The 24,391-nt window shown below is 37.0% G+C and carries 26 protein-coding genes; 14 read left to right on the top strand and 12 right to left on the bottom strand.

Annotation, left to right across the window (positions count from 1 at the left end):
• Positions 1-171: 171 nt before the first annotated feature.
• From H6F47_RS17485 to H6F47_RS17475, 3 genes are read right to left on the bottom strand one after another with little or no spacing between them, the layout of a single operon-like run.
• Entirely contained in the window at positions 172-1,191 is a 1,020-nt protein-coding gene (locus H6F47_RS17485; protein WP_096572581.1) for an aldo/keto reductase, read from the bottom strand.
• Positions 1,192-1,228: 37 nt separating this feature from the next.
• On the bottom strand, positions 1,229-1,564 hold the full coding sequence (gene petJ / locus H6F47_RS17480; protein ID WP_190348022.1) for a cytochrome c6 PetJ: 336 nt from the start codon (positions 1,562-1,564) through the stop codon (positions 1,229-1,231).
• A gap of 2 nt (positions 1,565-1,566) precedes the next feature.
• Positions 1,567-1,791, bottom strand: coding sequence for a hypothetical protein (locus tag H6F47_RS17475; RefSeq protein ID WP_096565963.1), 225 nt, complete (start codon positions 1,789-1,791; stop codon positions 1,567-1,569).
• Between the two features lie 206 nt (positions 1,792-1,997).
• Here H6F47_RS17475 and H6F47_RS17470 point away from each other — a divergent pair, with 206 nt between their 5' ends.
• Positions 1,998-2,792, top strand: coding sequence for a histidine kinase (locus tag H6F47_RS17470; RefSeq protein WP_137667553.1), 795 nt, complete (start codon positions 1,998-2,000; stop codon positions 2,790-2,792).
• A 51-nt stretch (positions 2,793-2,843) separates the two neighbouring features.
• On the opposite strand, the gene H6F47_RS17465 is transcribed toward H6F47_RS17470, so the two are convergent.
• Positions 2,844-4,496, bottom strand: a complete 1,653-nt coding sequence (locus H6F47_RS17465; protein WP_190650243.1) for a glycosyltransferase family 39 protein — start codon at positions 4,494-4,496, stop codon at positions 2,844-2,846.
• Positions 4,497-4,761: 265 nt separating this feature from the next.
• Between H6F47_RS17465 and H6F47_RS17460 the strand changes: the two genes are divergently transcribed.
• The 3 genes from H6F47_RS17460 (at position 4,762) to H6F47_RS17450 (ending at position 6,972) form a co-directional block, all read left to right on the top strand.
• On the top strand, positions 4,762-5,418 hold the full coding sequence (locus H6F47_RS17460) for a class I SAM-dependent methyltransferase (RefSeq protein WP_137667555.1): 657 nt from the start codon (positions 4,762-4,764) through the stop codon (positions 5,416-5,418).
• 114 nt (positions 5,419-5,532) lie between these two features.
• Positions 5,533-6,042 (top strand): hypothetical protein, encoded by a 510-nt coding sequence (locus H6F47_RS17455; protein WP_137667556.1) that lies wholly within the window; start codon positions 5,533-5,535, stop codon positions 6,040-6,042.
• 42 nt (positions 6,043-6,084) lie between these two features.
• Positions 6,085-6,972 (top strand): hypothetical protein, encoded by an 888-nt coding sequence (locus tag H6F47_RS17450; protein WP_096565971.1) that lies wholly within the window; start codon positions 6,085-6,087, stop codon positions 6,970-6,972.
• Positions 6,973-7,200: 228 nt separating this feature from the next.
• On the opposite strand, the gene rpsU is transcribed toward H6F47_RS17450, so the two are convergent.
• The 3 genes from rpsU to H6F47_RS17435 all read right to left on the bottom strand — a co-directional run bounded on the left by rpsU (position 7,201) and on the right by H6F47_RS17435 (position 9,029).
• Complete coding sequence (gene rpsU, locus H6F47_RS17445; protein ID WP_013192888.1) at positions 7,201-7,395, bottom strand: 30S ribosomal protein S21; 195 nt, start codon at positions 7,393-7,395, stop codon at positions 7,201-7,203.
• A gap of 129 nt (positions 7,396-7,524) precedes the next feature.
• Positions 7,525-7,851 (bottom strand): RNA-binding protein, encoded by a 327-nt coding sequence (locus tag H6F47_RS17440; RefSeq protein ID WP_137667557.1) that lies wholly within the window; start codon positions 7,849-7,851, stop codon positions 7,525-7,527.
• A gap of 323 nt (positions 7,852-8,174) precedes the next feature.
• Complete coding sequence (locus H6F47_RS17435; protein WP_190650241.1) at positions 8,175-9,029, bottom strand: 3'(2'),5'-bisphosphate nucleotidase CysQ; 855 nt, start codon at positions 9,027-9,029, stop codon at positions 8,175-8,177.
• 259 nt (positions 9,030-9,288) lie between these two features.
• On the opposite strand from H6F47_RS17435, the gene H6F47_RS17430 reads away from it, so the two are divergent.
• The 3 genes from H6F47_RS17430 to H6F47_RS28915 all read left to right on the top strand — a co-directional run bounded on the left by H6F47_RS17430 (position 9,289) and on the right by H6F47_RS28915 (position 11,444).
• Entirely contained in the window at positions 9,289-9,972 is a 684-nt protein-coding gene (locus H6F47_RS17430) for a hypothetical protein (RefSeq protein ID WP_190650239.1), read from the top strand.
• 3 nt (positions 9,973-9,975) lie between these two features.
• Positions 9,976-10,953, top strand: coding sequence for a formylglycine-generating enzyme family protein (locus tag H6F47_RS17425; RefSeq protein WP_347239093.1), 978 nt, complete (start codon positions 9,976-9,978; stop codon positions 10,951-10,953).
• 266 nt (positions 10,954-11,219) lie between these two features.
• Positions 11,220-11,444 (top strand): SUMF1/EgtB/PvdO family nonheme iron enzyme, encoded by a 225-nt coding sequence (locus H6F47_RS28915; RefSeq protein WP_199291196.1) that lies wholly within the window; start codon positions 11,220-11,222, stop codon positions 11,442-11,444.
• Positions 11,445-11,538: 94 nt separating this feature from the next.
• On the opposite strand, the gene H6F47_RS17415 is transcribed toward H6F47_RS28915, so the two are convergent.
• Positions 11,539-12,279, bottom strand: a complete 741-nt coding sequence (locus H6F47_RS17415) for a dienelactone hydrolase family protein (RefSeq protein WP_137667569.1) — start codon at positions 12,277-12,279, stop codon at positions 11,539-11,541.
• A gap of 402 nt (positions 12,280-12,681) precedes the next feature.
• On the opposite strand from H6F47_RS17415, the gene H6F47_RS17410 reads away from it, so the two are divergent.
• From H6F47_RS17410 to cysH, 5 genes are all read left to right on the top strand, one after another.
• Positions 12,682-12,912 (top strand): hypothetical protein, encoded by a 231-nt coding sequence (locus tag H6F47_RS17410; RefSeq protein WP_190348025.1) that lies wholly within the window; start codon positions 12,682-12,684, stop codon positions 12,910-12,912.
• A 242-nt stretch (positions 12,913-13,154) separates the two neighbouring features.
• Positions 13,155-15,536, top strand: coding sequence for a phosphoketolase family protein (locus H6F47_RS17405; protein ID WP_137667561.1), 2,382 nt, complete (start codon positions 13,155-13,157; stop codon positions 15,534-15,536).
• A gap of 120 nt (positions 15,537-15,656) precedes the next feature.
• A complete protein-coding gene (locus H6F47_RS17400; RefSeq protein WP_190650237.1) occupies positions 15,657-16,175 on the top strand; it encodes a DUF29 family protein in 519 nt (172 codons plus the stop codon).
• Positions 16,176-16,188: 13 nt separating this feature from the next.
• Positions 16,189-16,695 carry a DUF29 family protein gene (locus tag H6F47_RS17395; RefSeq protein WP_137667564.1) on the top strand — a complete coding sequence of 169 codons (507 nt, stop codon included), beginning with the start codon at positions 16,189-16,191 and terminating at the stop codon, positions 16,693-16,695.
• A 204-nt stretch (positions 16,696-16,899) separates the two neighbouring features.
• A complete protein-coding gene (gene cysH, locus H6F47_RS17390; protein ID WP_137667565.1) occupies positions 16,900-17,604 on the top strand; it encodes a phosphoadenosine phosphosulfate reductase in 705 nt (234 codons plus the stop codon).
• A gap of 679 nt (positions 17,605-18,283) precedes the next feature.
• Here cysH and H6F47_RS17385 read toward each other — a convergent pair.
• Entirely contained in the window at positions 18,284-19,207 is a 924-nt protein-coding gene (locus tag H6F47_RS17385; RefSeq protein ID WP_137667566.1) for a serine/threonine-protein kinase, read from the bottom strand.
• A gap of 196 nt (positions 19,208-19,403) precedes the next feature.
• Here H6F47_RS17385 and H6F47_RS17380 point away from each other — a divergent pair, with 196 nt between their 5' ends.
• Positions 19,404-20,630, top strand: a complete 1,227-nt coding sequence (locus H6F47_RS17380; RefSeq protein WP_096566005.1) for an exonuclease SbcCD subunit D — start codon at positions 19,404-19,406, stop codon at positions 20,628-20,630.
• 32 nt (positions 20,631-20,662) lie between these two features.
• Here the strand turns inward: H6F47_RS17380 and H6F47_RS17375 are convergent, their stop codons facing one another.
• From H6F47_RS17375 to H6F47_RS17365, 3 genes are all read right to left on the bottom strand, one after another.
• Positions 20,663-20,851 (bottom strand): YqaE/Pmp3 family membrane protein, encoded by a 189-nt coding sequence (locus tag H6F47_RS17375; protein WP_096566007.1) that lies wholly within the window; start codon positions 20,849-20,851, stop codon positions 20,663-20,665.
• A gap of 42 nt (positions 20,852-20,893) precedes the next feature.
• A complete protein-coding gene (locus H6F47_RS17370) occupies positions 20,894-21,283 on the bottom strand; it encodes a phage holin family protein (protein ID WP_096566009.1) in 390 nt (129 codons plus the stop codon).
• A gap of 171 nt (positions 21,284-21,454) precedes the next feature.
• Positions 21,455-23,614 (bottom strand): Tex family protein, encoded by a 2,160-nt coding sequence (locus tag H6F47_RS17365; protein WP_190348033.1) that lies wholly within the window; start codon positions 23,612-23,614, stop codon positions 21,455-21,457.
• A 281-nt stretch (positions 23,615-23,895) separates the two neighbouring features.
• On the opposite strand from H6F47_RS17365, the gene H6F47_RS17360 reads away from it, so the two are divergent.
• Positions 23,896-24,105: a hypothetical protein gene (locus tag H6F47_RS17360; RefSeq protein ID WP_096572584.1), complete on the top strand. Its 210-nt coding sequence runs from the start codon at positions 23,896-23,898 to the stop codon at positions 24,103-24,105.
• Positions 24,106-24,391: the final 286 nt, after the last annotated feature.

The following is a 24,391-nucleotide window of genomic DNA, read 5'->3' as shown; positions in this document are numbered from 1 at the left end:
CCTTTGATATATCAAGGTTTTAGGTTTATTCAGCAAACCCTAACTAAAAAAATAACTATTTGTTGATTTATTCAGTGATCAATTATCAGTTTTCAGTTGTCAGTTTTCAGTTTCAAGCTTTGATGCACGAAGAATAAATGAGGGGTTAGTTATTCCCCAAGCCCTGCTTAACTACCTTCGATATTCATCCCCACAGTCACCAATTAACTGATATAAATCCCGTGACTGCTGCGAAACTGCATCAATTTTTTTCACATCCTCAGCATCCAAACTAAACCCAAACACCCGCGCATTATCGGCAATATGTTCTGCAATTCCTAACCTAGCACCAACAATTACACCGCCTACTGCGGGCTGATTTAAAATGTAATTCACAGCCACATTAGCAATACTCACTTGATGTTTATCGGCAATTTGTTTCAGGGTGGAAAGCAATTCTTGAAATAATCTCCAACCACCCCAAGCATCAATCATATTTTTGTATTTCTTCAAGCTGGTTGTATTCAAATCAAAACCCCGTGGTTCTGGTTGATTTAAATATTTTTCTGATAACAAACCACCGCACACACTACCATAGGTAAACAATTTTATATCATGTTCTTGACAGAATTTAGCCATATTTACCTGTGGTCTTCTGTCAACCAAAGAATACTGCACCTGGTTAGAAAAAATCTTAATTCCAGCTTCCGTGATAATTTGCAAATGTTCCGTATCAAAATTAGTCAAAGCTAAATGCTTAATTTTGCCCTCTGTTTGCAATTCTGCCATATATTTGAGAGCATCTAAATAATTAGAGTCTCGATATTCCCACCAGTGAAACTGCATCAAATCTAATGATTTAACATCCATTCTACGCAGAGAAATATTAATATTTTCCTCTACTATTTGTTTCGTCATCTTTCCCGGACGCGGAACCCATTTTGTAAAAGCTTGAATATTATTAACCGCTTCTTCTCCACGAGTTGCTATTAACTGACGACGAAATTCACCAATAAAATCTTCTGCTGGTCCATAATGATCTGCTAAGTCCCAAGTCGTAAAACCAGCATCCACATATTGAAACATTGACTCAATAGCAGCTTTCTGGTTAATGCGTCCATGTCCTCCAGAAACTTGCCACATTCCATTTAAAATTCGGCAAATCTTTAAATCAGGGGTAAATTGTAAATAACTTGCTTCAGGTAACATGATATTTTTGATCTTATTGTTTGTGTTATTGTTGATCTGATTATTTCCAGTTGTTTTCTGCTTGTTCCAAAACATAAGCCGCGACATTTTTGATTTCTTCCGTTGTCAACTTTTCTTTATAGGCTGACATATTACTTTTACCATTAGTGATGATATTTGTAATCGCCTCTAAAGAATCCATACCATATCTTTTCAAAGCATTCTTTTTTAAGTTCTTGCCTCTTCTAATAATATTACCACCATTGATATGACATCCAACACAATGAACGCTAAAAACTTCCGCCCCATTTTGGGTATCTAAAGCGTTAGCTGGTAAGGGAAAATTGATTATCCACAAACAGAAAGTCAACAAAATCAAAGTTATGAGTTTTTTCATGGTTATAATGATTCAAAATCAGATGTAAACCCTGGAAAATTAGCGCACTTTTCTTGAAATTCCTCCGCATCACTGACATCTTCAATTTTATAAGCCATGATGCGAGTACCATCGGGCAGTTTTTTAGAAGATATCACTTCACCTCGATAATTTTGTGCCATTGTTTTAAACTCAGCACCATGAATTTTCCAAGCATCTCCCGAACAAGTGATATTTACACGCCACATAGTTAATTATTTATTTCTCATCATCAGGATATAGATCCCCGACTTCTCAAAGAAGTCGGAGATCTGATTATTTATCATCTCATAATTGGTGACTTTGCACAAATCTAACTTTTGATTTGCTGTTTTCTATCTCCAGGAGGTGTGTAGACAAAAAAATCATGAGTCATAATGACTATGTAGCATTATGATTATTATCAGGATTAACAATGACTAACAACATTAAAGAAAAAATCCAAGCAGATTTACAAGAAGCCAAAGCCACGGGACAATTAAGAACAGAAAACATTAGAGAAATTGTTAAAACCGCAGTTTCTCAAGTTTCTGCTGAAGTCAAAGAAGGTTCTAGTGAGTTACGCACTTTAGTTAAAGATGCTGTTTCTACAGTAATTGAAAATCTCCAAGATAAAGGTAGCGAAATCAAAGAAGAAGTCACAGCTTCTATTGAAGGTGCTTTAGAAGGGGTGAATAGCAAAAGACATGAAGCTATTGTCAAAACCCAAACCGAACTCAAACAAATTCAAGCGAAATTAGATCAAGAAGAAGAACAACTGCAACAAGAAGTTGAGGGAATGTTAGCAGAAATTCAGGATACAAGTCAAGAAAAATCGGATAGTATTAAAAATGCGATCGCCTCAGCAATTCATACTATCCAAAATAGTGAAGAAGTCGCTTTATTAAAGAAACGCTACGCCCAATTACAAGCACAATTAGCCATTATTCGTGCTAATTTAGCGGCACGTTATGGCGGACGTTCTGTAGAAGTCAAAGAATATTTAGACGATGCCAAAACCTGGTATAATCAAGCTCGTCCCCAAGCGGAAAATGTGGCTACACAAGTAGGAGAAAAACACTCTCAGTTAGAAAACAAACTCGGTGAAGCAGGTGCATCCATAGCGAAAAAAGAACGTCAATTAAAACAAAATTTGAGAGAGTTATTATTAGCAGCGGCTGATTTATTCAAAGATAAAGACTCTCATCAACCAGAAGCTAATGTCAAATAAAGTTGGTTCGTAGTAAGCGATTCATCGCTTTCTCAAGGGCTAAAGCCCTTACTACGAACTTTTATTTTCAACTGGTAAAACTTGAATTAATTGATAATTTTTAATACTACCAACAACACGATAATTCTTAACTAAATCATCAGAATTAGGCGGATAAATCCAAGCATAACTCAAAGCTGGTAATTGAGAAATTGACTGTACTTTTTGACCATGAATAGGAGTATAAAAATTAATCAAAACAGAATATTTATCATCGGATTTGACAAAAGCTACCGGATAATTTTGGAGAATTGACGCAATATATTCTTGCTGAAAAAACATTCTAAATTCAGGGTTTAAGTCTCCTAATAAACCTAAACTCCCAGCCGTAGCGATAGATAACCAACAGGCAATTAACCAACCACCCATCCAGTAACGATAAGTGAGAAATTTCTGATAAAAATGATAGCGTCCAATCCAAATACAAGGTACAATTAAACAACCTAAACCAGAAATTAACGCCAGAATTGCATACTTTTGAATATCAAGAATCCCTGCAACCAAAGCCACTACACCAGCTAAAATAAAGATAATACCTAAAACACCAAATACATAACTAATATTGCGGGTAAGAGATGCTTGAACTTTACTAAAGTTACTAACTTTACTCGATTTTCTTTGTTGGTAAATTTTTCCCAACCAGTCTAAACCCACAGCGGCAAACATAGCAATAAAAGGATAAAGACAAAGACTATAATGAGAAAATCGAGTCAAAAATAAACTGATTTCTAAAAATAAAACAACAGGAAAACCTACTAATAATAATTGGTAGCGAGGGATAGGTTTACGAATTACTAAAGCTAAACCTAAAAGGCTAAAAAAGAACCAAGGAAAAGATTTTAAAGGAATATTCCAGAAATAGAAAAATATATTATTTCCATGTTGTTCACGACTACCCAGTCGCACGACAAAATCCCACAACTGGCCAAAACTATCACCACCATAACGCTGCCAGCTAAACCATAACCAAACTAAAGTAGGAATAAACCCAATTAAAAATCCTACATATAACATCGGGTTGGTAAGATGACGATGACGGCGATTTTCTCCAATTAAATAAGGTAATAAAGCCACCATCGGCAAAAAAATCATAAAGCTTCTTATCAAGAAACCTAAACCAAAACATAAACCAACAATCAAACCATAAATCCATCTATATTTTGGATATAATTCAGAATTTAATAAAGATAAAATACCTAAACACACTAATATAATTGTAGGTACATCAGGTGCAGCTAAACGACAATATTGTAGCCAGAGAAATTCTACACTCAAAATAGCCGTCGATAGGTAAGCTAACTTTTTACCCAGTAATATTTTAGCTATTTCATATATAACTAATGTGCAACAAATTCCCGCAATCATAGCAGGTATTCTGGCAGTGGTATCACTGACACCAAATAACTGATAAAAAACAGCAATTAACCAATAAAAACCAGGGGTTTTATGATGGGCATTTTCCCAAGGTGCTATCCAGTCACCAGAATCAAACATCAAACGCGCTCTTGTTGCATAAAGAGCTTCGTCATGTGCCATGAGGCTAGTTTCACCAGAAGTAAATAGCAATAAAGGTAGTAACCAAATTAACAAAAGAGCATAGTGTGATTTTGTCAATAAACGAATTTGTAGCCAGACATCTTTCAATAAAGGTGATTTATAGAACATTTAATTAATGAGAATCATCAGTTGATCTGTAGATTGTGTAACAGTTTTGTTTTAAAATTATAGGACTTAGGCAAAATTGGACTAAAAACCTGATTATTGCGTAGGGGTAATTCATGAATTACCCCTACTTGCGTTCTGTTCTGCGTAAGTCATGAATTAGTTTGGTTAGTATACACAATTCAAAATCAGAATACTCACCAAATTGACACAAATCAGGCAATTTTTTCTTACCCAAACTTACCCGACAAATTCTCAAACAAATCGTATGCTGTTGCGACCAGATCAACGTCTCAAGTTAGATGACACCGATGATAAATTGTTTTACGACTACCCGCGCTTTGTCACCCACGTTGATGAAGGCTTTATTCAACAATTAACAGATTTATATCGTCAGCGACTGCAACCGAACACGCGCATTTTTGATATGATGAGCAGTTGGGTGTCTCATCTACCAGAAGAAATAGAATTTGCTCATGTGGAGGGACATGGACTCAACGCCGAGGAACTAGCACGCAATCCTCGACTGAACCATTATTTCGTGCAAAATCTCAACTCACAACCTCAGCTACCCTTGCCAGATCAGGATTTTGATGCTGTTGTCAACTGTGTTTCTGTCCAGTATATTCAATATCCAGAAGCTGTATTTTCCGAGATTCACCGTATTCTTAAACCTGGTGGTGTGGCTATTATCAGCTTTTCTAACCGGATGTTTTATCAAAAGGCGATTCAAATCTGGCGGGATGCCTCAGAAGCGTCTAGAGTTGAGCTAGTTAAGCGTTACTTTGCTTCAGTACCAGGGTTTTCCACTCCCGAAGTGATCATCAATAAATCAACTGCGCCGAATTTTTTACAATGGTTGGGTTTACCAGGAGGAGATCCCTTCTATACTGTGATAGCTTATCGTGTGGAATCATCAAGTTAGGAAAAAATTGGTTATCTGGACTACCAATCATGATCAAATAGTAAATTTTTTGGTGCAAATACTCAAGTAAAGCAGATAATTGCCTCAAGCTTCAAGCATTGAAGGAGAAAAAACATGATCTTATCTCGTAGTCGTAGAATTTTAGCCAGTTTACTACTGTGTGTTTTATTGCTGACTACCGCTTGTGCGGAAAAAGTACCTAATCGTTTTGATCAAGCACAACAGGAAAGCACAAAACAAAAAAGTGGTCAGGCTGTTGTTAAAAATGCCACTCAGGGTAGTAAATTAAATGCTTTCTTTCCTGAAAGTGATGATGATTACGACCGAGTTTATACCCAAGAGAAAAAAGGCTTTTCAGAAGCGAATTTGAAAAAAGACGGTAAAGTTGTTGCTCAATTAGCTATTTCTGATACTACCAGCACGCCTACAGTAGCATCAAAATATGCCAATAGCACCAAGAAAATTGAAGGTTATCCTGCTGTAGAAACGGGTAAAACCCAAACTTCGGTTTTGGTGGGTAAGTATCAAGTCAAAGTGATTTCTAAAGATCCATTATTTAACGCTAGTGACAGGGAAGATTGGATTGAAAAATTTGATCTTGATGGTTTAGCTAAGTTGAAATGACCTCTAAATTTCGGATAACAACATATCAATCAGGAGATTTTTGTGAGTAAACCAATTTTTGAGTTAGTTGATGAACTACCAACCAGCGGTTTAACTGTTTCTATGTTAAATGCTTTGGATTTTATTGCTCCCGGTGAATGGCAAAATACTGTGGGTTTTGTCAATACTATTAAAACTGTGACTGGTGAAGATGATGAGGATCTAATTCAGCAAATTGGTGAACGGGCAATTTATCTTTTTAATGATAAATCCCAAGGTTATCAAACTGCTTTATGGCTTTATCAAACTGTTGATGGTACTGATAAGGCTTTAGGTGCAGCCGCTTTGGCTAATAAAGTTGGTGAAACCATTCCCTTATTTGGTTTTTTAAACTCTATCACTCCCAAACCAGATAAAGCTCAAACTATTGATTTAACTTTAAAAATAGTCGCCGAATTAGTCGCTTTTTGCCAAATTAATGGTATTCCCGGTGATAGTATTGGCGATTTTGTTGGTGCTTTAGGTGAATATAGTGGTGAGTCAATGATTCGCATGGCAGCTTTGGTTGCTGTTGATGGTATTATTCCTCTAGGTCCTGATTTTATCCAAAAATCATTAACTTTCCTCAGTAACATGAAACCCCAAGAGTTGGATCAAAACTCTACTTTTAGAACCATGAAAGATGCAATTCCTGGCAATGGTACTGGTGGTAAACTAGACTTTATTGGTCAAAGTGTTGATTCTGTTAAGGGTTGGATGAATGGTATAGTTAGTGCTAATGCTTTAACTGCTCAGAAAGTTCTTGGCAATTTACAAGGTTTTCTTGAATTTAGTGATGACAAATTAGACTATGTAGCCGCTTTTCTAGATATGTCCACTAATTACTATGAACATACAGGAACTCAAACTTTAGCACGACGTTTGATTGAACGCGCAGTTGCAGAAATTTAGCTAATTTTTGAGCCTAAATACAACTTGTAGTAGTGCCGAAAATCAATAAATGCAGCACTACTACAAACAGGTTTTCTATTAGTTTCTACTAATTACTTGTGGCTGGTAGATTGTATCACCACAAAAAAACAGATTTTCAGCGGAATAACGAAGAGATGGTAACTGATTTCTACACAGTTGCAGTGAACATTACTGTCACCTGTCACCTGTTACCTGTCACCTACTATCTTACTTGAAGCGAGAACGCTGTTGACGACGTTGCTTGTGTCTAGCTATTGCTTTACGTTTCTCTTTTTCTAAAGGTGTTTCAAAATGGCGATTCTTCCGCATATCTTGGAAAATTCCGGCTTTGGAAACTTCACGTTTAAATCTCCGCAAAGCTGATTCAATACCTTCATTTTCCCCTAAAACTACTTGTGTCATTCCTAGTCCTCCTTTTTTGGTTTAACACATACAAACTAGAGTATAAAAATATCTCAGCAGAGTCAAACCCTGGGCTTTATCTGCTGGAGACTCTAGATTTAAAAGATTTAAAATTTCTTCAGAACAGGATTAATAACGGCGATCGCCTCCACGACCTCCACCAGAACGGCCACCGCCACCCCAGCTTCCACTTCCACGAGAAGAACCTCTTTCCTCACGGGGTTTAGCCTTGTTCACTTTTAAATCTCTCCCCATCCACTCAGCACCATCAAGTGCTTCAATAGCTGCTTTTTCTTCAGCTTCAGACGACATTTCCACGAAGGCAAAACCACGTGGACGGCCTGTTTCCCTATCAGTGGGTAGCTGCACATTGCTAACTGTACCGTACTCAGCAAAAGCCAGTTTCAAATCTTCTGCTGTCACCTGATAGGACAAATTTCCAACGTAAATTGACATAGATGGTCTCCCAAACCAGAGAGTGTAGAGAGTTAGATTCGGAGAGACGCATTTAAAACAAATTAAAACGACTTACTCAACCGAAAATAATCTTTATATCCGCGAGTATAGCACAGCCTTTGAATATGAACTCCTAAGAAGTAACATTTCCTCAGCTACCCATAGACTAGATCCAACTGAACATCTGACTAGGTACTGATAGAAGGCTGAAAGCTAAAAAATCATTAAGGATTTTAGGAATTATCACTCTCATTTAGCATGAATTATAATTATAGCATAACTCACGTCTACATGGAAAATAATTTATCTTTTGTGTACGGGCTTCATTTAGCCGCAAACTCAGTTAATGTTAGTTCTGCTTTCTGACACAATATTTCGTGATCTTGAGAACTACTAGCCAACAAACCGCCCCATTGGTTGATGTCACCGGTGTTATACTCTAATGGTCTGCCGTCAAAGTGAGTAAATTTACCACCAGCTTCTGTTAAAATTAATTCTGGTGCTGCCAGATCCCAATCTTTAGGGGCTGACTTTCCAGACAGGGAAATATAAACATCTGCTTGTTGTTCGACAATAGCAGCCACTTTACAACCTACACTACCAATGGCTTTTTGTTTTTGGCAGGGTAGATTTTTCAGTAAAAATTCTAACTTATCATGACGATGGGAACGACTGACAACCAAGATTAAATCTTCAAGTGGTTTAGCAGCAGCCACTTTCAAAGGATGAGAACCATTAACAGTTTCGACAAAAGTACCACCACCTTTAGTAGCATAATATATCTTTTCCGCTTCCGGTATTGCTACCACCGCTAAAATTGGCCTTGTGTTTTGCACTAAAGCAATATGTATTGCATATTCCCCAGTTTTATTAATAAAATCTCTTGTACCATCCAAAGGATCAATAATCCAAACTAACTCCCCAGGATATTTACCTTGTTGAGATTTATAGGTTTCTTCGCTAATATAACCAAAATCTTCATCAACAAATGCTGCCTGTAGGTGAGATAGGATATACTCACTCACAACTCTATCGGCAACAGTTATAGGTTCATTTTGCTTGTATTCTATTTCTAGATTAGCGTTGTTAACACTTCCTTGATAATAGGAGCGCAGTAACTTAGCTGCACCCCAACCCACCTCACGAGTAATTTTAAGTATTTCTGGTAAGTTTGTCATTTGTTAGATAAATTCACCAAACCTAACATAACATGAGTTTTTATCACAGGTTATTTTTTGAATGCTTCGCCCCTACGACTCCTGACTCTTATTCCCATAACTTACGTTACGCTGCGCGAACACGAAAAGACTTTCTCAGCAACCCCTAAATAGATTCAATAAATTTTGCTGGGTTAATTCCCAGTTTAGCGACTATATGATACATTGGTCTAAAAATACGCTAAACTTTGAAATATTGCCGTATCCAGGAGTTATACCTGTGCTGAATGAGATTTTTCGCAAGAGACTACAAGATTTACATGATCACCTTGAGCAAGACCGAGAATTACTCCAAGAATTTGAGAACGCATTGAGGGACGACGACGACATCCTCAGAGTTAGGAGGTATAAAAAACAAGTCAGAATCATCAAGGAATCTATTGTTAATTATACAGAAGAATATCAAGAAATAGAACAACAATTATCTGAAACTTCTCAACCTCAAATGCAGGTCGTAAAAAATCAATTGCACTTAATAGAAAACCAAATAGATCAAATAGACGCAAAGTTAAATATTGTCCTTTTTAATCAGGATTCACTACTAAATCGTTATGATGCTGCTGAACAATCCATATTGAAAGTTATTATTGAGCAACTAAATCACACTCAATTAGTTCTGATAGAAAAGATGCTAGATGCTATAGAAACTAATCAAATATCTGAATCAGAAATGCAGCATATGTTAGTAGTGTTAGAGGAACGCATACCTTCTTTATCACTAAGCAGTCAGCCAGCAGTTGCAGAAATTATTCAATCTCCTCAACTGGATGCAAAACATAAATTAGTAGTTTCTATGCCTATTGTTCCTTTTTTGATAAATTATGAAGGTGAATTAGAATTAGGAACTGGTTTTAATCTTCAGTCTGCTTGGGATTACATTATGAATAAATTACGGAGAAAATAGATTGTGGATTTACGTCAACATTTGGAAGAACAATTAAAAGCAGATTTTGATTTACTCAAGCAGTATGAAAATAATTTACGCCATGAAAATGATCCAGGTCAACGTGGTAACTGGAATAATAAGATTAAGTTAATCAAAGAACAAATTAATAAACGTCAGCAGGAATTACAAGAATTACCTCAACCTTCTTTAACTCCAGTTGCAAATCAATCTTTGATCGAAGATTTAGGTTTTGGTGTCAAATTAGAAATGGTTTATATTCCTGGTGGTATATTTTTAATGGGCGCACCAGAAAGTGAAAAAGCTAGTATAGATGATGAACGTCCCCAACACTATGTAACTGTGAAACCCTTTTACATGGGGAAATATACCATTACCCAGGAACAATGGGAAAAAGTAGTCTATTCCTGTCCTACTGTTAAGGACTGGCTAGACCCCCATCCGTCTTATTTTAAAGGTGATAAATTACCTGTAGAGCAAGTATCCTGGTACGATGCCGTTGAATTTTGTGCTAGACTGAGTAAGAAGACTGGACGACAATATCGTTTACCCAGCGAAGCGGAATGGGAATATGCTTGTCGTGCTGGTTCGGCAAAACCTTTTTCTTTTGGTGACACAATCACCACAGATGTGGTAAACTATGATGGTAACTACACCTATGGTAATGCCCCGAAAGGAAAATATCGAGGACAAACAACAGCAGTAGGAACTTTTAGTCCCAACGCCTTTGGTTTATATGATATGCACGGCAACGTCTGGGAATGGTGCGCTGACACTTGGCATCATAACTATGAAGGTGCGCCTAATGATGGCAGTGCATGGATAAATGAAAATGATAATCATTATCGACTGCTGCGCGGTGGTTCGTGGAACTACTACCCTCGGATCTGTCGTTCTGCCTATCGCCTCAGGTTTACCCCCGTCGGCCGTTACCTCGATGTGGGTTTTCGGGTGGTGTGCGGTGGTGCTGGCAGGACTTAGTATCCCTTTACACTCTTGCCCTTTTGCCCTCTGCCCTTCTTCTCTTTACTCTCTTCAAGCGGAACGGAGTGGAGCGATCAAAATTTTTTTTTAGTTTTCAGGCCTCTATATTTTTCAGCAATCTGAGTTACTTAATGTAACAGAAACTTTTTCAGCCTTGGCTTGATTTATAATAACATATAAATCTGAACCTGTAAATCAGATTCCTAAAGCTATTTATTTCTCTTGCTCAAACAAGAGGATAGAGAAGGGGCAGGCAATTCCGACTGCTGCGCGGTGGTTCGTGGAACAACAACCCTCAAAACTGTCGTTCTGCCAATCGCAACAGGAATACCCCCGACAACCGTAACAACAATGTGGGTTTTCGGGTGGTGTGCGGTGGTGCTGGCAGCACTCTCTTGTACCAGAACTGGCGGATGGGAATTCGTCGGGCGTGTCAAAGGAGAGTCCAGACCTGTCCCTGTGATGTTGGTGACAGCATCCAAACATAAAACTGGTTTGGGTAGCTTGGTAGGTGTCAAAGCCGAAGACTTACCCAGCCTTAAAAAGCAAGGAGTCTGGAGTCAGAATAGAGAAAATCAACAATTACCCTTTAAACTTCCTCTCCAAAAAAGCAATTATTTCTCGCCATGCAGATGTCGCCGCTTCCGCATCATAACGATAACCGTCATCTCGCATAAAAGTATGTTCCGCTGCATAACAGAAAAATTGATGAGGTATTTTTGCAGTTTCTAAACCCTTAATAATAGTCTGTCTATCCTGTTCAGGAATATGGGGATCTTGAGTACCAAAAATTAACAACATTTCCCCCTTAATTTCTGAAAATCTGTGAATAGTATCCGCCATACCTTTACCTAATTTACCGATGGGAATACCTGTAGGATAACAGGAAACACAAGCTTTTATTTCATCTTCAAAAGCAGCCCGAAAAGCCAAATGTCCACCAATACAAAAACCCAAAGTGCCGATTTTTTCAGCAATAATTGAATTGTCATTTTTGAGAAAATCAATTACAGCGCGAGTATCTGCATCATATTCAGAAATTAAAGTTCTGCGTGCATCATCATTACCGCGCATTCTCCCCAGATCATCAGGTTCAATGATAGAACCTATAGGTTCAATACGGTGAAAAATTTCCGGTGCAGCGACAACATAACCAAACCCAGCTAAATAATTAACTAAGCGAATTATTGCCCCACCTAATTGATAAATATCACTGTAAAAAACAATTCCTGGATATTTACCCTCTGGTTTAGGAGATGCGACATAAACCCGCATTAAACTATCATCTACTTTTAATTCGATATTGCGTTTAACAATTTGCATTTTTTGATTTTTTGCTAATGTGTTAATTTGTAATTCTTCAGGTTTTATAATAATCAGTAAATTTTCCCAAATACTCGATTTTTTCAAGAAGTTGAATTTCCTAGTTTGACACGCATTTTGTATATTTTTGTATCTTTAACTAAGACTATGTGCTATCATATACAATAAAGGATGTGTCGTAAGATTCAAAACCTCCAAAGAAGAACTTTTAGAATTTCCTGAAGATGTAATTGACGAAATTGGGTATATTCTCTATCGAGTGCAAACTAATCAAACTCATACCAAAATAAAACCCTTAAAAGGTTTTAATGGAGTATTTGAAATTCGCAGCAATCATCAAACCGACACGCCAACTACTATGATACAATTAGATAAAACCATAAAATAGAGGTCAAAGTCATCATGGAACAAATTAACTTAGAAATAGACAGACTCACATTGGAAAGAGCCAAAACCCTAGCAATGCTTAACCAATCTAGTGTATCAGAATTGCTCACAAAAGTAATTGCTAGATTAGCAGAAATTCAAGAACAAAAAGACCCATTAATGGGATTATATGCCGATATTCCAGAAGTTGTTGATGAAATAGTAGCTGAAGCTATGGAAAAAAGAGGACATAATATTAAAGACTAATAAAATAGAAAAATCATTACTTAATAATAATTTAAAATTTAGGCTATTCATTAATATTAGATAATTGGCGTTTATAAGAAAAAAACTTATCATCACTTCTTCCTCTCTCCGCGCCTCTGCGCCTCTGCGTGACATCAAAAAAATCTGTAACATCCCACCGAAAAAACAAATCACAGGTAAGATGACACCAAAACAGCAAACCATTACACTAGACATTGGTGTAAATACTACCGGAGTTGAAAATGACATTAGCCAGCACTCCCAAACCAAAACCCTTAACAGACACAGAATTACACAAAATTAACGCATATTGGCGTGCAGCCAACTATCTCTCAGTCGGACAAATATACCTCCTCGACAACCCCCTACTGAAAGAACCCCTTAAACAGGACCACGTAAAACCGCGACTATTAGGACATTGGGGAACTACCCCTGGACTGAACTTTATTTATGTCCACCTCAACCGCATCATTAAAAAATACGACCTCAACACCATCTACATCGCAGGACCCGGACATGGTGGACCCGGACTGGTAGCTAACACCTACTTAGAAGGAACATATAGCGAATATTACCCCAACATCTCCCAAGATGCAGAGGGAATGCAAAAACTGTTCAAACAGTTCTCCTTCCCTGGTGGTATTCCTAGTCACGTTGCCCCGGAAACCCCCGGTTCTATTCACGAAGGGGGAGAACTCGGTTATGCTTTAGTACACGCTTTTGGTGCTGCTTTTGACAACCCAGACCTGTTAGTTGCGGCGGTTGTGGGTGATGGGGAAGCCGAAACCGGACCTTTAGCTACAAGCTGGCATTCTAACAAATTCCTCAACCCTGCTACTGATGGTGCGGTTTTACCGATTTTACATTTAAACGGTTATAAAATTGCTAATCCCACCGTATTAGCACGGATACCCCATGATGAACTAGAAAGCCTATTTATCGGCTACGGCTATAAACCTTACTTTGTCGAAGGTGCTGATCCGGCGGATGTTCATCAACAAATGGCAGCAACTTTAGATACTATTGTTACGGAAATTCAAGGTATCCAAAGAGAAGCGCGGGTACATGGTTTCAAAAAACGCCCGCAATGGCCAATGATCATTTTAAGAACTCCCAAAGGTTGGACTGGACCCAAGGAAGTAGACGGGAAGAAAACAGAAGACTATTGGCGATCGCACCAAGTCCCCTTTAGTGATATAGCTGGTAAACCAGAACATTTGAAACTTTTAGAAGACTGGATGAAGAGTTACAAACCCGAAGAACTCTTTGACGAAACCGGTCAACTCATTCCCGAACTTGCAGAACTCGCACCCACAGGCCAGCGACGCATGGGAGACAACCCCCACGCTAACGGTGGTATCTTGCTGCGTGATTTAATCATACCAGAATTTTGCAACTATGCAGTAGAAGTCCCCAAACCCGGAACAGTCAACGCAGAAGCAACCAAAGTTACTGGAAAATTCCTGCGGGATGTGATGAAAGAAAACCTGGAAAGCAAGAACTTCCGAGTTTTTGGACCCGATGAAACCGCATCTAACCGCATCGATCCTGTACTAGAAGTTACTAACAGAACTTGGGTGGCGGAAACTTTGCCCGAAGATGATCATTTATCAGCAAATGGTCGGGTAATGGAAATGCTGAGTGAAACCAACTGTCAAGGATGGTTAGAAGGATATTTGCTAACAGGAAGACATGGTTTCTTCTCCTGTTATGAAGCATTTATTCATATCATTGACTCGATGTTTAACCAACACGCCAAATGGTTAAAAACAACTCGTCATATTTCTTGGAGAAGACCGATCGCCTCTTTAAATTATCTTCTCACTTCCCATGTTTGGCGACAAGATCATAACGGTTTCTCTCACCAAGATCCTGGGTTTTTGGATCATGTAATTAACAAAAAAGCCGACGTTATTCGTGTTTATCTGCCACCCGATGCTAACACTTTGTTATCTGTCACCGACCATTGTTTAAGAAGTCGCAACTATGTAAATGTGATAGTAGCTGGAAAACAACCGGCACTGCAATATTTAGACATGGATGCAGCCATTAAACACTGTACCAAAGGTTTAGGAATTTGGGAATGGGCAAGTAATGATCAAGATGGTGAACCCGATGTAGTTATGGCTTGTGCGGGGGATATTCCCACTTTAGAAACCCTAGCTGCGGTGGATATTTTACGGCAAAATTTCCCAGAATTAAAAGTGCGGGTAGTGAACATTGTAGACTTGATGACACTACAACCAAAAAGTGAACATCCCCACGGTTTAAGCAGCAAAGATTTTGATATCATCTTTACCACAGATAAACCAATTATCTTTGCATTTCATGGCTATCCTTGGTTAATTCATCGTCTCACCTATCGCCATACAAACCACAATAATATTCATGTTCGTGGTTACAAAGAAGAAGGAACAACAACCACACCTTTTGATATGGTGGTAATGAATGATTTAGATCGTTTCCATTTAGTAATGGATGTAATAGATCGTGTACCAAAATTGGGTTATAAAGCCGCTTATGTGAAACAAAATTTACAAGATAAATTGATTGAACATAAGCAATACATCGAGAAACACGGTGAAGATATGCCAGAAATTAGAGACTGGAAATGGCCTTATTAAGACATAAAAACTAAATAACCCCAGATCCCGGACTTCTTAAATAAGTCCGGGATCTTATTTTGATCAAATTTATGAATTATTTGTTATAATACTATTAAATAACCTTTGAGGTTAATTAATATGACACAGGAATTAACAGACTTGAGAAATAGTATTTTAGCTGGAAAATATGAAGATGCTTTAGCAATTGTAGATGAATTAGAGGGGATGAGTAAACAAGCAATTTTCAGGAATATTCAATCATTTTTGAGAGTTTTGTTAATTTATTTGATCAAAAATCAAATCGAACAAAGATTAACAAATTCTTGGGCAGCATCTATTGAAAATGCGATTTTAGAAATTAAGAAATTGAACATGAAAGAGAATAAAAAATCTTATTATATCAATAATGATGAATGGGGTGAAATATTAACAGATGCTTTAGAGTCTGCTATTCGTCCAGCTACTTTAGAAGTAATGAATGGTAAATTTAACAGAAAACAACTTTCACAACTTCTCAATAAAGAACAATTAATATTAACAGCAACAGAATTACTTGAATTTACCTATAATTATCAAATCCGAGAATTACCTGATATAATAGATGAATATTTAGGTAAATTACCCAGTGGGGAAAATTGGCAGTTAGGGAAAAGCTAAGAGGTGAAAAAAGATGACACAGGAATTAATAGACTTGAGAAATAGTATTTTAGCCGGACGTTATGAAGATGCTTTGGCTATTGTTGATGAGTTAGAGGGGATGAGTAAACAAGCAATTTTAAGGAATATTCAATCATTTTTAAGGGTTTTGTTAATACATTTGATTAAAAATCAAATAGAAAAAAGGTTAACAAACTCTTGGGTTGTGTCTATTCGTAACGCTTTAGTAGAAATCAAAAAAATCAATCTTAAAGAAAATAAAAAATCCTATTACATCAATAAAGATGAATGGGATAATTATTTAGAAGAAGAAATAGAATTAGCAATAGGTGATGCAAGCGTAGAAGTTTTGAATGGTATCTATACAGAATTTCAACTAGCAGAAATGGTTGATAAAAATAGCATAATTTCCACTGCTTTAAATTTTCTAGAATTGACCTATGTACATTCTGTAAAAGACTTACCAAAAGCTATCACAGAAATCATTATTAAATTACCTGGTAGTGAAAAATGGCAATAAATATGTATTATAGTATTATATTATATATAATATCTGCGTTTATCTGCGTCCATCTGCGTTTAAAAACAGACTTTAAAATATCCCCTGTGGTAATAACCGTACAAAATAATTACCTAAATATCAACAATAACGATAGGAATAGGTGTCTTTATAAGGTAGGATGAAACTTAACACAAAGTAAAAATACCTTACTAGAGAATTATCATGACAGTCGCTGCAACTTTTGATTTAGATAGCTTAAATCAGAAATTTGAAACCGCTACCCCTACAGAAATTCTAGCTTGGTCTGTGGAAAACATACCCACAGGTTTAGTACAAACCAGCGCGTTTAACGTTGATGACATCATCCTCACCCACATTTTATATACTGTACTCAAGCATCCAGTACCCGTTATCTTCCTAGATACTCTGTATCACTTCAAAGAAACTTTAGAATTAGTTGCTAAAGTAAAAGACCTATATAACCTAGATTTAAAAACCTACAAAGCACCTGATGTAGACACCCGTGAAGCTTTTGCGGCTAAGTACGGTGAAGCATTATGGGATACAGATATTATCAAATTCCACGACGTTACTAAAATTGAACCTTTAACACGCGGTTTAAACGAACTAAACACCGTAGCTTGGATTACAGGTCGCCGTCGTGACCAAGCTGCTACCCGTGCGAATATGCCTATTTTTGAATTAGACAACCAAGGACGTTTAAAAATTAATCCTTTAGCTGCTTGGACTCGTAAACAAAGCTGGGATTATGTTGCAGAACACAAAGTGATTTATAACCCACTTCATGATCAAGGATATCCTAGCATTGGTGATGAACCTATTACTACTAAAGTACGTGAAGGTGAAGATGAACGCGCTGGACGTTGGAGAGGAACTGGTAAAACTGAGTGTGGTATTCACATTTAGTTTTTAGTTATTGGTCATTGGTCATTGGTCATTGGTCATTGGTAATGTGTTAAAAAATGGCTAATTACTAATGACTAATATTAATATTTTGTATTTGTCTGAATCAGGATGTCCAGGACACCCTTCGGGAAGTCAAAAGTCAAAAGTCAAAAGTTAGAATTTTTTTGTCTGAATCAGGATGTCCAGGATTTTAGGATTTATGGCTAACGCCACGCTTCGCTATCAGGATGTTTTTTGATGATGGGTTTTTAATGGTTATCAACCATCTAAAAATTACCATCCTGTTAATCCTTTAATCCTGGTTATCCTGATTCTGACAATAGAACTGGTGCGTTACGTCGTGTATTTAATTGATTTGTATATTTTCTGATATTTTCGCACTTCCACCGCACTCTACAAACTACAAAATCAACCTCCAACGAAACAAACATTCAAGCCAAATATACAAAATTCTCCAAACACCGACAAATACACAAAAAGGACAACCCATAAGATACCGATAATTTTGATTAACCAGGCTCTCCTAGACTAGATATGACCATTTAACACTTAATACTTGGTTAAATTCATTATGTATCAATAGATTCAATAAAATCAAAATCAATTTTTATTAAATCTATTATTTTTGATTGATGTAATCGTTATACACTAATGGTTTTAACCGTTGTTTTTTATTAAATTACCATAGCCACTCTAGGAGAGCCATTAACCACCATATTACTTGCTCAATTTCTATCTTCCTGATACTGTCAACTTCAGAAAATAAACCCACCCATTCCTTAATAATTTGCGGACGGTTTTTAGGTTCTAATTCCAATCCTTTAACAATTGCTTGATTTAACTTATCACTAATCCTAGAATTTAATTCCTTCGGTTCTATTAAAGTCCGATTATCTAGCTTCCTTGCTAAACAAGGTGTGGCAGTATCTCCAGTCAATAAATAAAACAAAGAAGCAGCTAAAGTATAAACATCAAGAGTTGGTGCTTTCTCTGTATCTAACATTTGTTCCCAAGGTGCAAAAGCTAAATTAGCAGATCGGTTAATACTCTCACTGTCCACATTTCCTACTAAACCAAAATCTATCAAAACTACAGTATTGCTATTTTCTTTTAAAATCATATTTCCAGGATGTGCATCCCGGTGAATAATGCCATTTTCATGACAAATAGATAAAGCATCAGCAATTTGTTTAATATAATCAATAGCAGTAGATTCTGATAAAACACCTTTATCTTGCACCAAATGATATAAATTTTCACCCTTAACAAAATCCATCACCAGACATGGTAAACCATCCTCCTCAAAAAAGTCTATAATTCTGACAATATTGGGATGTTGAAGTTGGGTAATCTCTGCTAATCTTCTTCCTTCCTTGCGGAAACCTTCCACATATTTAGGATAATTAGCATCTCTACACAAACGACTATTAGGAGTTTTAATAACAACTGGTAACTTCAACTCTTGATGTTTAGCTTTATAGGTAACACCAAAACCCCCAGAACCTATTTCTTCTTCTATTACATATTGGGGACGTTGTTGTAAAGGCTTTCCAGGTTGTAACATAAAAAGATGTATGCTTAAATATGCCCGTAATTGTAACATAACCCAAGCATCAAAAATAATCGAACGCAGATAAACGCAGATAAACGCAGATAAAAACTAAAACTTCCTCCCTCCGTGTCCTCTGTACCTCTGTGGTTCGTTATTATAAGACCTATGGAAAATATCTCTTAAATTCTCTTTCCTTCGTGTCCTTTGCGTTCTTTGCGGTTCGTTAAAAAAAATCCCACTCAGCAACATGATTAAAATCCTACACCTTTCAGATATCCATATAGGAAGCGGTTTCTCCCACGGCCGCATCAACCCCGCCACAGGCTTAAATACACGATTAGAAGATTTTGTCAATACCCTATCTTTGTGTATTGATCGCGCTTTATCAGAACCAGTAGATATGGTGATTTTTGGTGGTGATGCTTTTCCCGATGCCACCCCCGCACCCTACGTACAAGAAGCCTTTGCTAGTCAGTTCCGCCGCCTTGTAGATGCCAATATACCGACAGTTTTGTTAGTTGGTAATCATGACTTACATTCCCAAGGTGTGGGCGGCGCAAGTCTAAATATTTACCGTACTCTTGGCGTTCCTGGTTTTGTAGTTGGTGATACTTTAACTACCCATCATATCCCAACCCGTAACGGTAAAGTACAAGTAATTACACTCCCTTGGTTGACTCGTTCCATGTTGATGACTCGCAAGGAAACAGCGGGTTTATCTATGGCTGAAGTCAATCAACTTTTAACAGAACGCTTAGAAGTGGTTTTAGAAGGAGAAGTGAGAAAACTTGATCCTGATGTACCTACCGTACTTTTAGCCCATTTAATGGCTGATAATGCTATGTTAGGTGCTGAACGTTTGTTAGCTGTGGGTAAGGGCTTTACTTTACCTTTATCTTTGTTAACACGCCCTTGTTTTGATTATGTGGCTTTGGGTCATGTTCACTGCCATCAAAATCTGAATAAATCTAATGATCCACCTGTGATTTATCCTGGGAGTATAGAAAGGGTAGATTTTAGTGAGGAGAAGGAAGATAAAGGTTATGTAATGGTGGAGTTGGAAAAAGGTAATGTAGAGTGGGAATTTTGCTCTTTACCTGTGCGTACATTTCGCACTATTGAGGTAGATTTATCTAAAAGTGATGATCCGCAGGAAGTTTTGTTGAAGGCGATCGCTAAATATGAACTCGAAGAAACTGTAGTTAGGTTAATCTATAAATTGCGTTCTGAACAGTTAGATTTAATTGAAAATTCCGCAATTCATAAAGCTTTAAGTACAGCGCACATCTATACAATTCAACCAGAATTAGTTAGTCAATTAGCTAAACCGCGTATTCCTGAATTAAGCGCCAGCAGCAGTATAGATCCGATGGAAGCTTTAAGAACTTATTTAAATAATCGGGAAGATTTAAAAAATATTGCTGCATCTATGTTAGAAGCAGCAGAAAATCTATTAGTGGAAGAAATTTATTGAACACAAACTGCTATTTCTCTGCAAAAATTCAACTAAAAACCTTCCCCTCTATTCAATCTTTCTTCATGTTTGGTAATTACCCACAGTGCATGAATACTACCGGGAAGCCAACCTAGCAAGGTTAACAAAATGTTAATGATCAAAGTTATACCTACACCTTCTGTCAGAAATACTCCCACAGGAGGTAAGAATAAACCAAGCAGCAAACGAGTTAATTTCATGGGATGATTCCTACTTTTTCAAAACTACTTACTTGCTTTCATTTAAGATTCAGTCGTGATTTGACTATTATTGCCTTGTAACTCCAGATTTCTTTCTGCAAAGTATTTATTGATGAAGGTATTAGCCAAAGATAGAACTACTGGAGCGAGAAGAAAGGCAATAATTCCCTGCACTCTAAAACCAGGAACTAAAACTGATGCTAACCAAAAACAAATTCCGTTGACTATTAAAGAAAATCCACCGAAAGTTACATAAGTCAATGGTAAAGACAGGGTGGAAATAATTGGTTTAATTGAACCATTAATCGCACCAATTACTAACCCAGCAATTAAAGCTGCGGGAAAATTGGCAATTCTAACACCAGGAAAGATGATATCGACAATTAACAAGCTTAATGCTGTAGCGAGTGCGGTTAAAAATGTCGCCCACATTATTTTTACCTCTCTAACTGCTACCTTTATTTTTAAAGAATTTTGCAGTTTTCACATCTGTTGCTAGATAGGATTGAGGTATATCGGAAGGAGGATTTTTCACTTATAGGAAACTGGAGTCTTTTCCAGTCAGCGGTTTTCACTCCTGACTCCTGACTCCTGACTCCTTGCTTATTGTTTGACTGCTTTCATTGATAAACCAATGCGTTTTAATTTTTCGTTCACTTCTAATACTCTGACTTTTACTACTTGTCCAACTTTAACTATTTTCTTGGGATCATCTACAAATCTATCTGCAAGTTGGGATATGTGAACTAAACCATCTTGATGTACTCCGATATCAACAAATGCACCAAAGTTAGCAACGTTGGTGACTATTCCTTCTAATTCCATTCCCTCTTTTAAATCGCTAATTTCTTTTATTCCTTCTTTGAATGTTGCATACTTAAATTCTGCACGGGGATCTCTTCCTGGTTTTTCTAGTTCGTTGAGAATGTCACGCAGGGTTGGTTCTCCAATGGTGTCAGTTACGTATTTTTTGAGGTTGGTTTTTTTCAGATTTTCAGCTATTTGTGTTACCTGCTTTAATGGTACTTGTAAATCTTTAGCGATCGCCTCTACTACAGGATAACTTTCTGGGTGAACTGCGGTGTTATCTAGGGGGTTTTCTCCATCTCTAATTCTTAAAAAACCTGCTGCTTGTTCATAAGCTTTTGGTCCTAGTTTCGCTACTTTTAACAGTTGTTTGCGATTTTTGAATGCGCCGTTTTGGTTGCGATAAGCAATAATATTGTTAGCAACTGTGGGGGTAATTCCTGAAACAAAGGTGAGCAATTCTTTGGATGCGGTGTTTAAATCTACTCCCACATAATTCACACAACTTTCTACTGTTTCATCGAGTTTCTTTTTCAGCAATTTTTGATCAACGTCGTGTTGATATTGTCCCACACCAATTGATTTGGGGTCAATTTTTACTAATTCTGCTAGGGGATCTTGTAATCTTCTCCCGATACTAATTGCACCTCTGACGGTAACATCTAAATCAGGAAATTCTGCAAGTGCAACTTTGCTGGCTGAATATATGGAAGCACCAGATTCATTGACTATGACTTTAACAGGTTTGCGTTCACAAGTTGTTAATACTTCTGTTACAAATTCATCGGTTTCACGGGATGCTGTTCCGTTACCAATGGCGATTAATTCAATGTTGTATTTTTGAATTAATTTCTTTAGTGTTTGTGCTGCTTTTTGTCGTTGTTCTGCTGCTTGATGAGGGAATACGGCTTGATATTCTAAGAATTTACCTGTTTGATCTAAAACTGCAACTTTGCAACCTGTTCTAAAACCTGGATCTATCGCTAATGTGGGTTTCATTCCCGCAGGTGCAGATAATAATAATTCCCGCAAATTAGCTTCAAATGTTTTGATTGATTCTATATCAGAATAAGTTTTTTTCTCAGAAATTACTTCACTGATAAGAGAAGTTTTCATCAAGCGGTTAAAGGCATCTTTTAACATGGCTTGATAAAAGTCTCTGATATTTCTGACCTTGGTTTTAATTTCTTGGGATTCTAAATAGGAAAGTACAAAATCCTCATCAAAATCCATGTCAAAATTTAAGATTTTTTCTGTTTCTCCTCTACACAAAGCCAGCATATTATGAGGGGCGATATTTTTGATTTTGATTTGATAATTGCGGTACATTTCAAATTTGGTTGTACCTTCTGGATGTTCTTCTTTAATACGGGAAACAAACACCCCTTCATCTAAGAAATAATCCCGCAGATAGGCGCGTAATTCTGCTTTTTCTGCTACTTCTTCAGCTAAAATATCTGATGCGCCTTTTAATGCTTCCTCTGCATTTTTTACGCCTTTTTCTTCAGAAATATATTTTGCTGCTTCTATTTCTAAGTCAGCACCTACGCCATTTTTCACATTTAATGATTTAATAAATGCTGCTAAAGGTTCTAGTCCTTTCTCTCTAGCGATAGTTGCACGGGTGCGGCGTTTTGGTTTGTATGGTAAGTATAAATCCTCAAGTTCTGTTTTTTGTAAACAGGAGGTTATTTTCTGTTGTAGTTCTTCTGTGAGTTTACCTTGTTCTGATATAGCATTTAAAATTACTTGCTTTCTTTCTTCTAATTCTGTTAAGTACGTATGCCTATCAGATAAATCCCGCAATTGCACTTCATTCATTTCTCCAGTGCGTTCTTTGCGATACCGTGCAATAAAGGGAATTGTCGCACCTTCAGCGAAAAGTTCCAGTGCGTTCTGCACCTGATGGGGTTTAAGTTCTAGTTCTGTTGCTAGTAATTGCGGAATGTTCAACATTCGATTTTTTTGTTAAAAATGCTACTTCAAGATTTAATATGCTTGCTCAATATGCCAGTACAAGCCTGTAAATTTCATAATATACCCAATTATATACCCAATTATATACCCAGTTATATAATTTAAACTGTTTCCAATCCTCAGTTTAAGCTTTGTTCAAGAAAAATATTGTAAAATTCTTGTAAAGGAAACATACGTAAGTCTATAATCAATTCTTATTCCTCCTATAGGTTGAATCTATGGATTTCAACCATGAGGCTGTTAGTTCAGGATTGGGTAAAATGCCTTTGTTTTTTCTGATTCCATTATTTACTGGGTTAATTACTGGTTACTTTTGGAACAAACATAATGATGAAGTTGCTTATATTTCAGGTGTATTGACGGCTGTAACGCTGATTCTGAGCCTGATTGTTGCACCTTGGCAAATTCAGTTAAGTTTGTTAGTTTTTGTACTGTTATTTTCTAACAAGTTGTTGAAGAAATATTATTAAACGGTTTGTGTTAAAACAGTAGCAATGCGACTCTACACACTCCAAGAGTGTACATGGCGTTGCTACGTGGTTTCATCCATTTGAAATGCGTTGGTTATATTTCGTTCTAAAATCATGATCTAGTTACCAATCACCAATCACCAATCACCTATTACCAATCCAATACTGTTCGGTTAAGAGTTTTTGTAGCGACTGTCTTGATTGTCAAGCGATCGTAAAGGAAAAATTTAAAGTCTAGGAAAAAAGTCAGAAAATAGAGGATAAAAACAAAGCAAAACAAAACAGG

The organism is Sphaerospermopsis sp. FACHB-1094, from assembly GCF_014696195.1.
In the GTDB taxonomy this organism is placed as follows: domain Bacteria; phylum Cyanobacteriota; class Cyanobacteriia; order Cyanobacteriales; family Nostocaceae; genus Sphaerospermopsis; species Sphaerospermopsis kisseleviana.
Note: the sequence above shows the minus strand (reverse complement) of the source record. Positions and strands in the feature narration are given on the sequence as shown.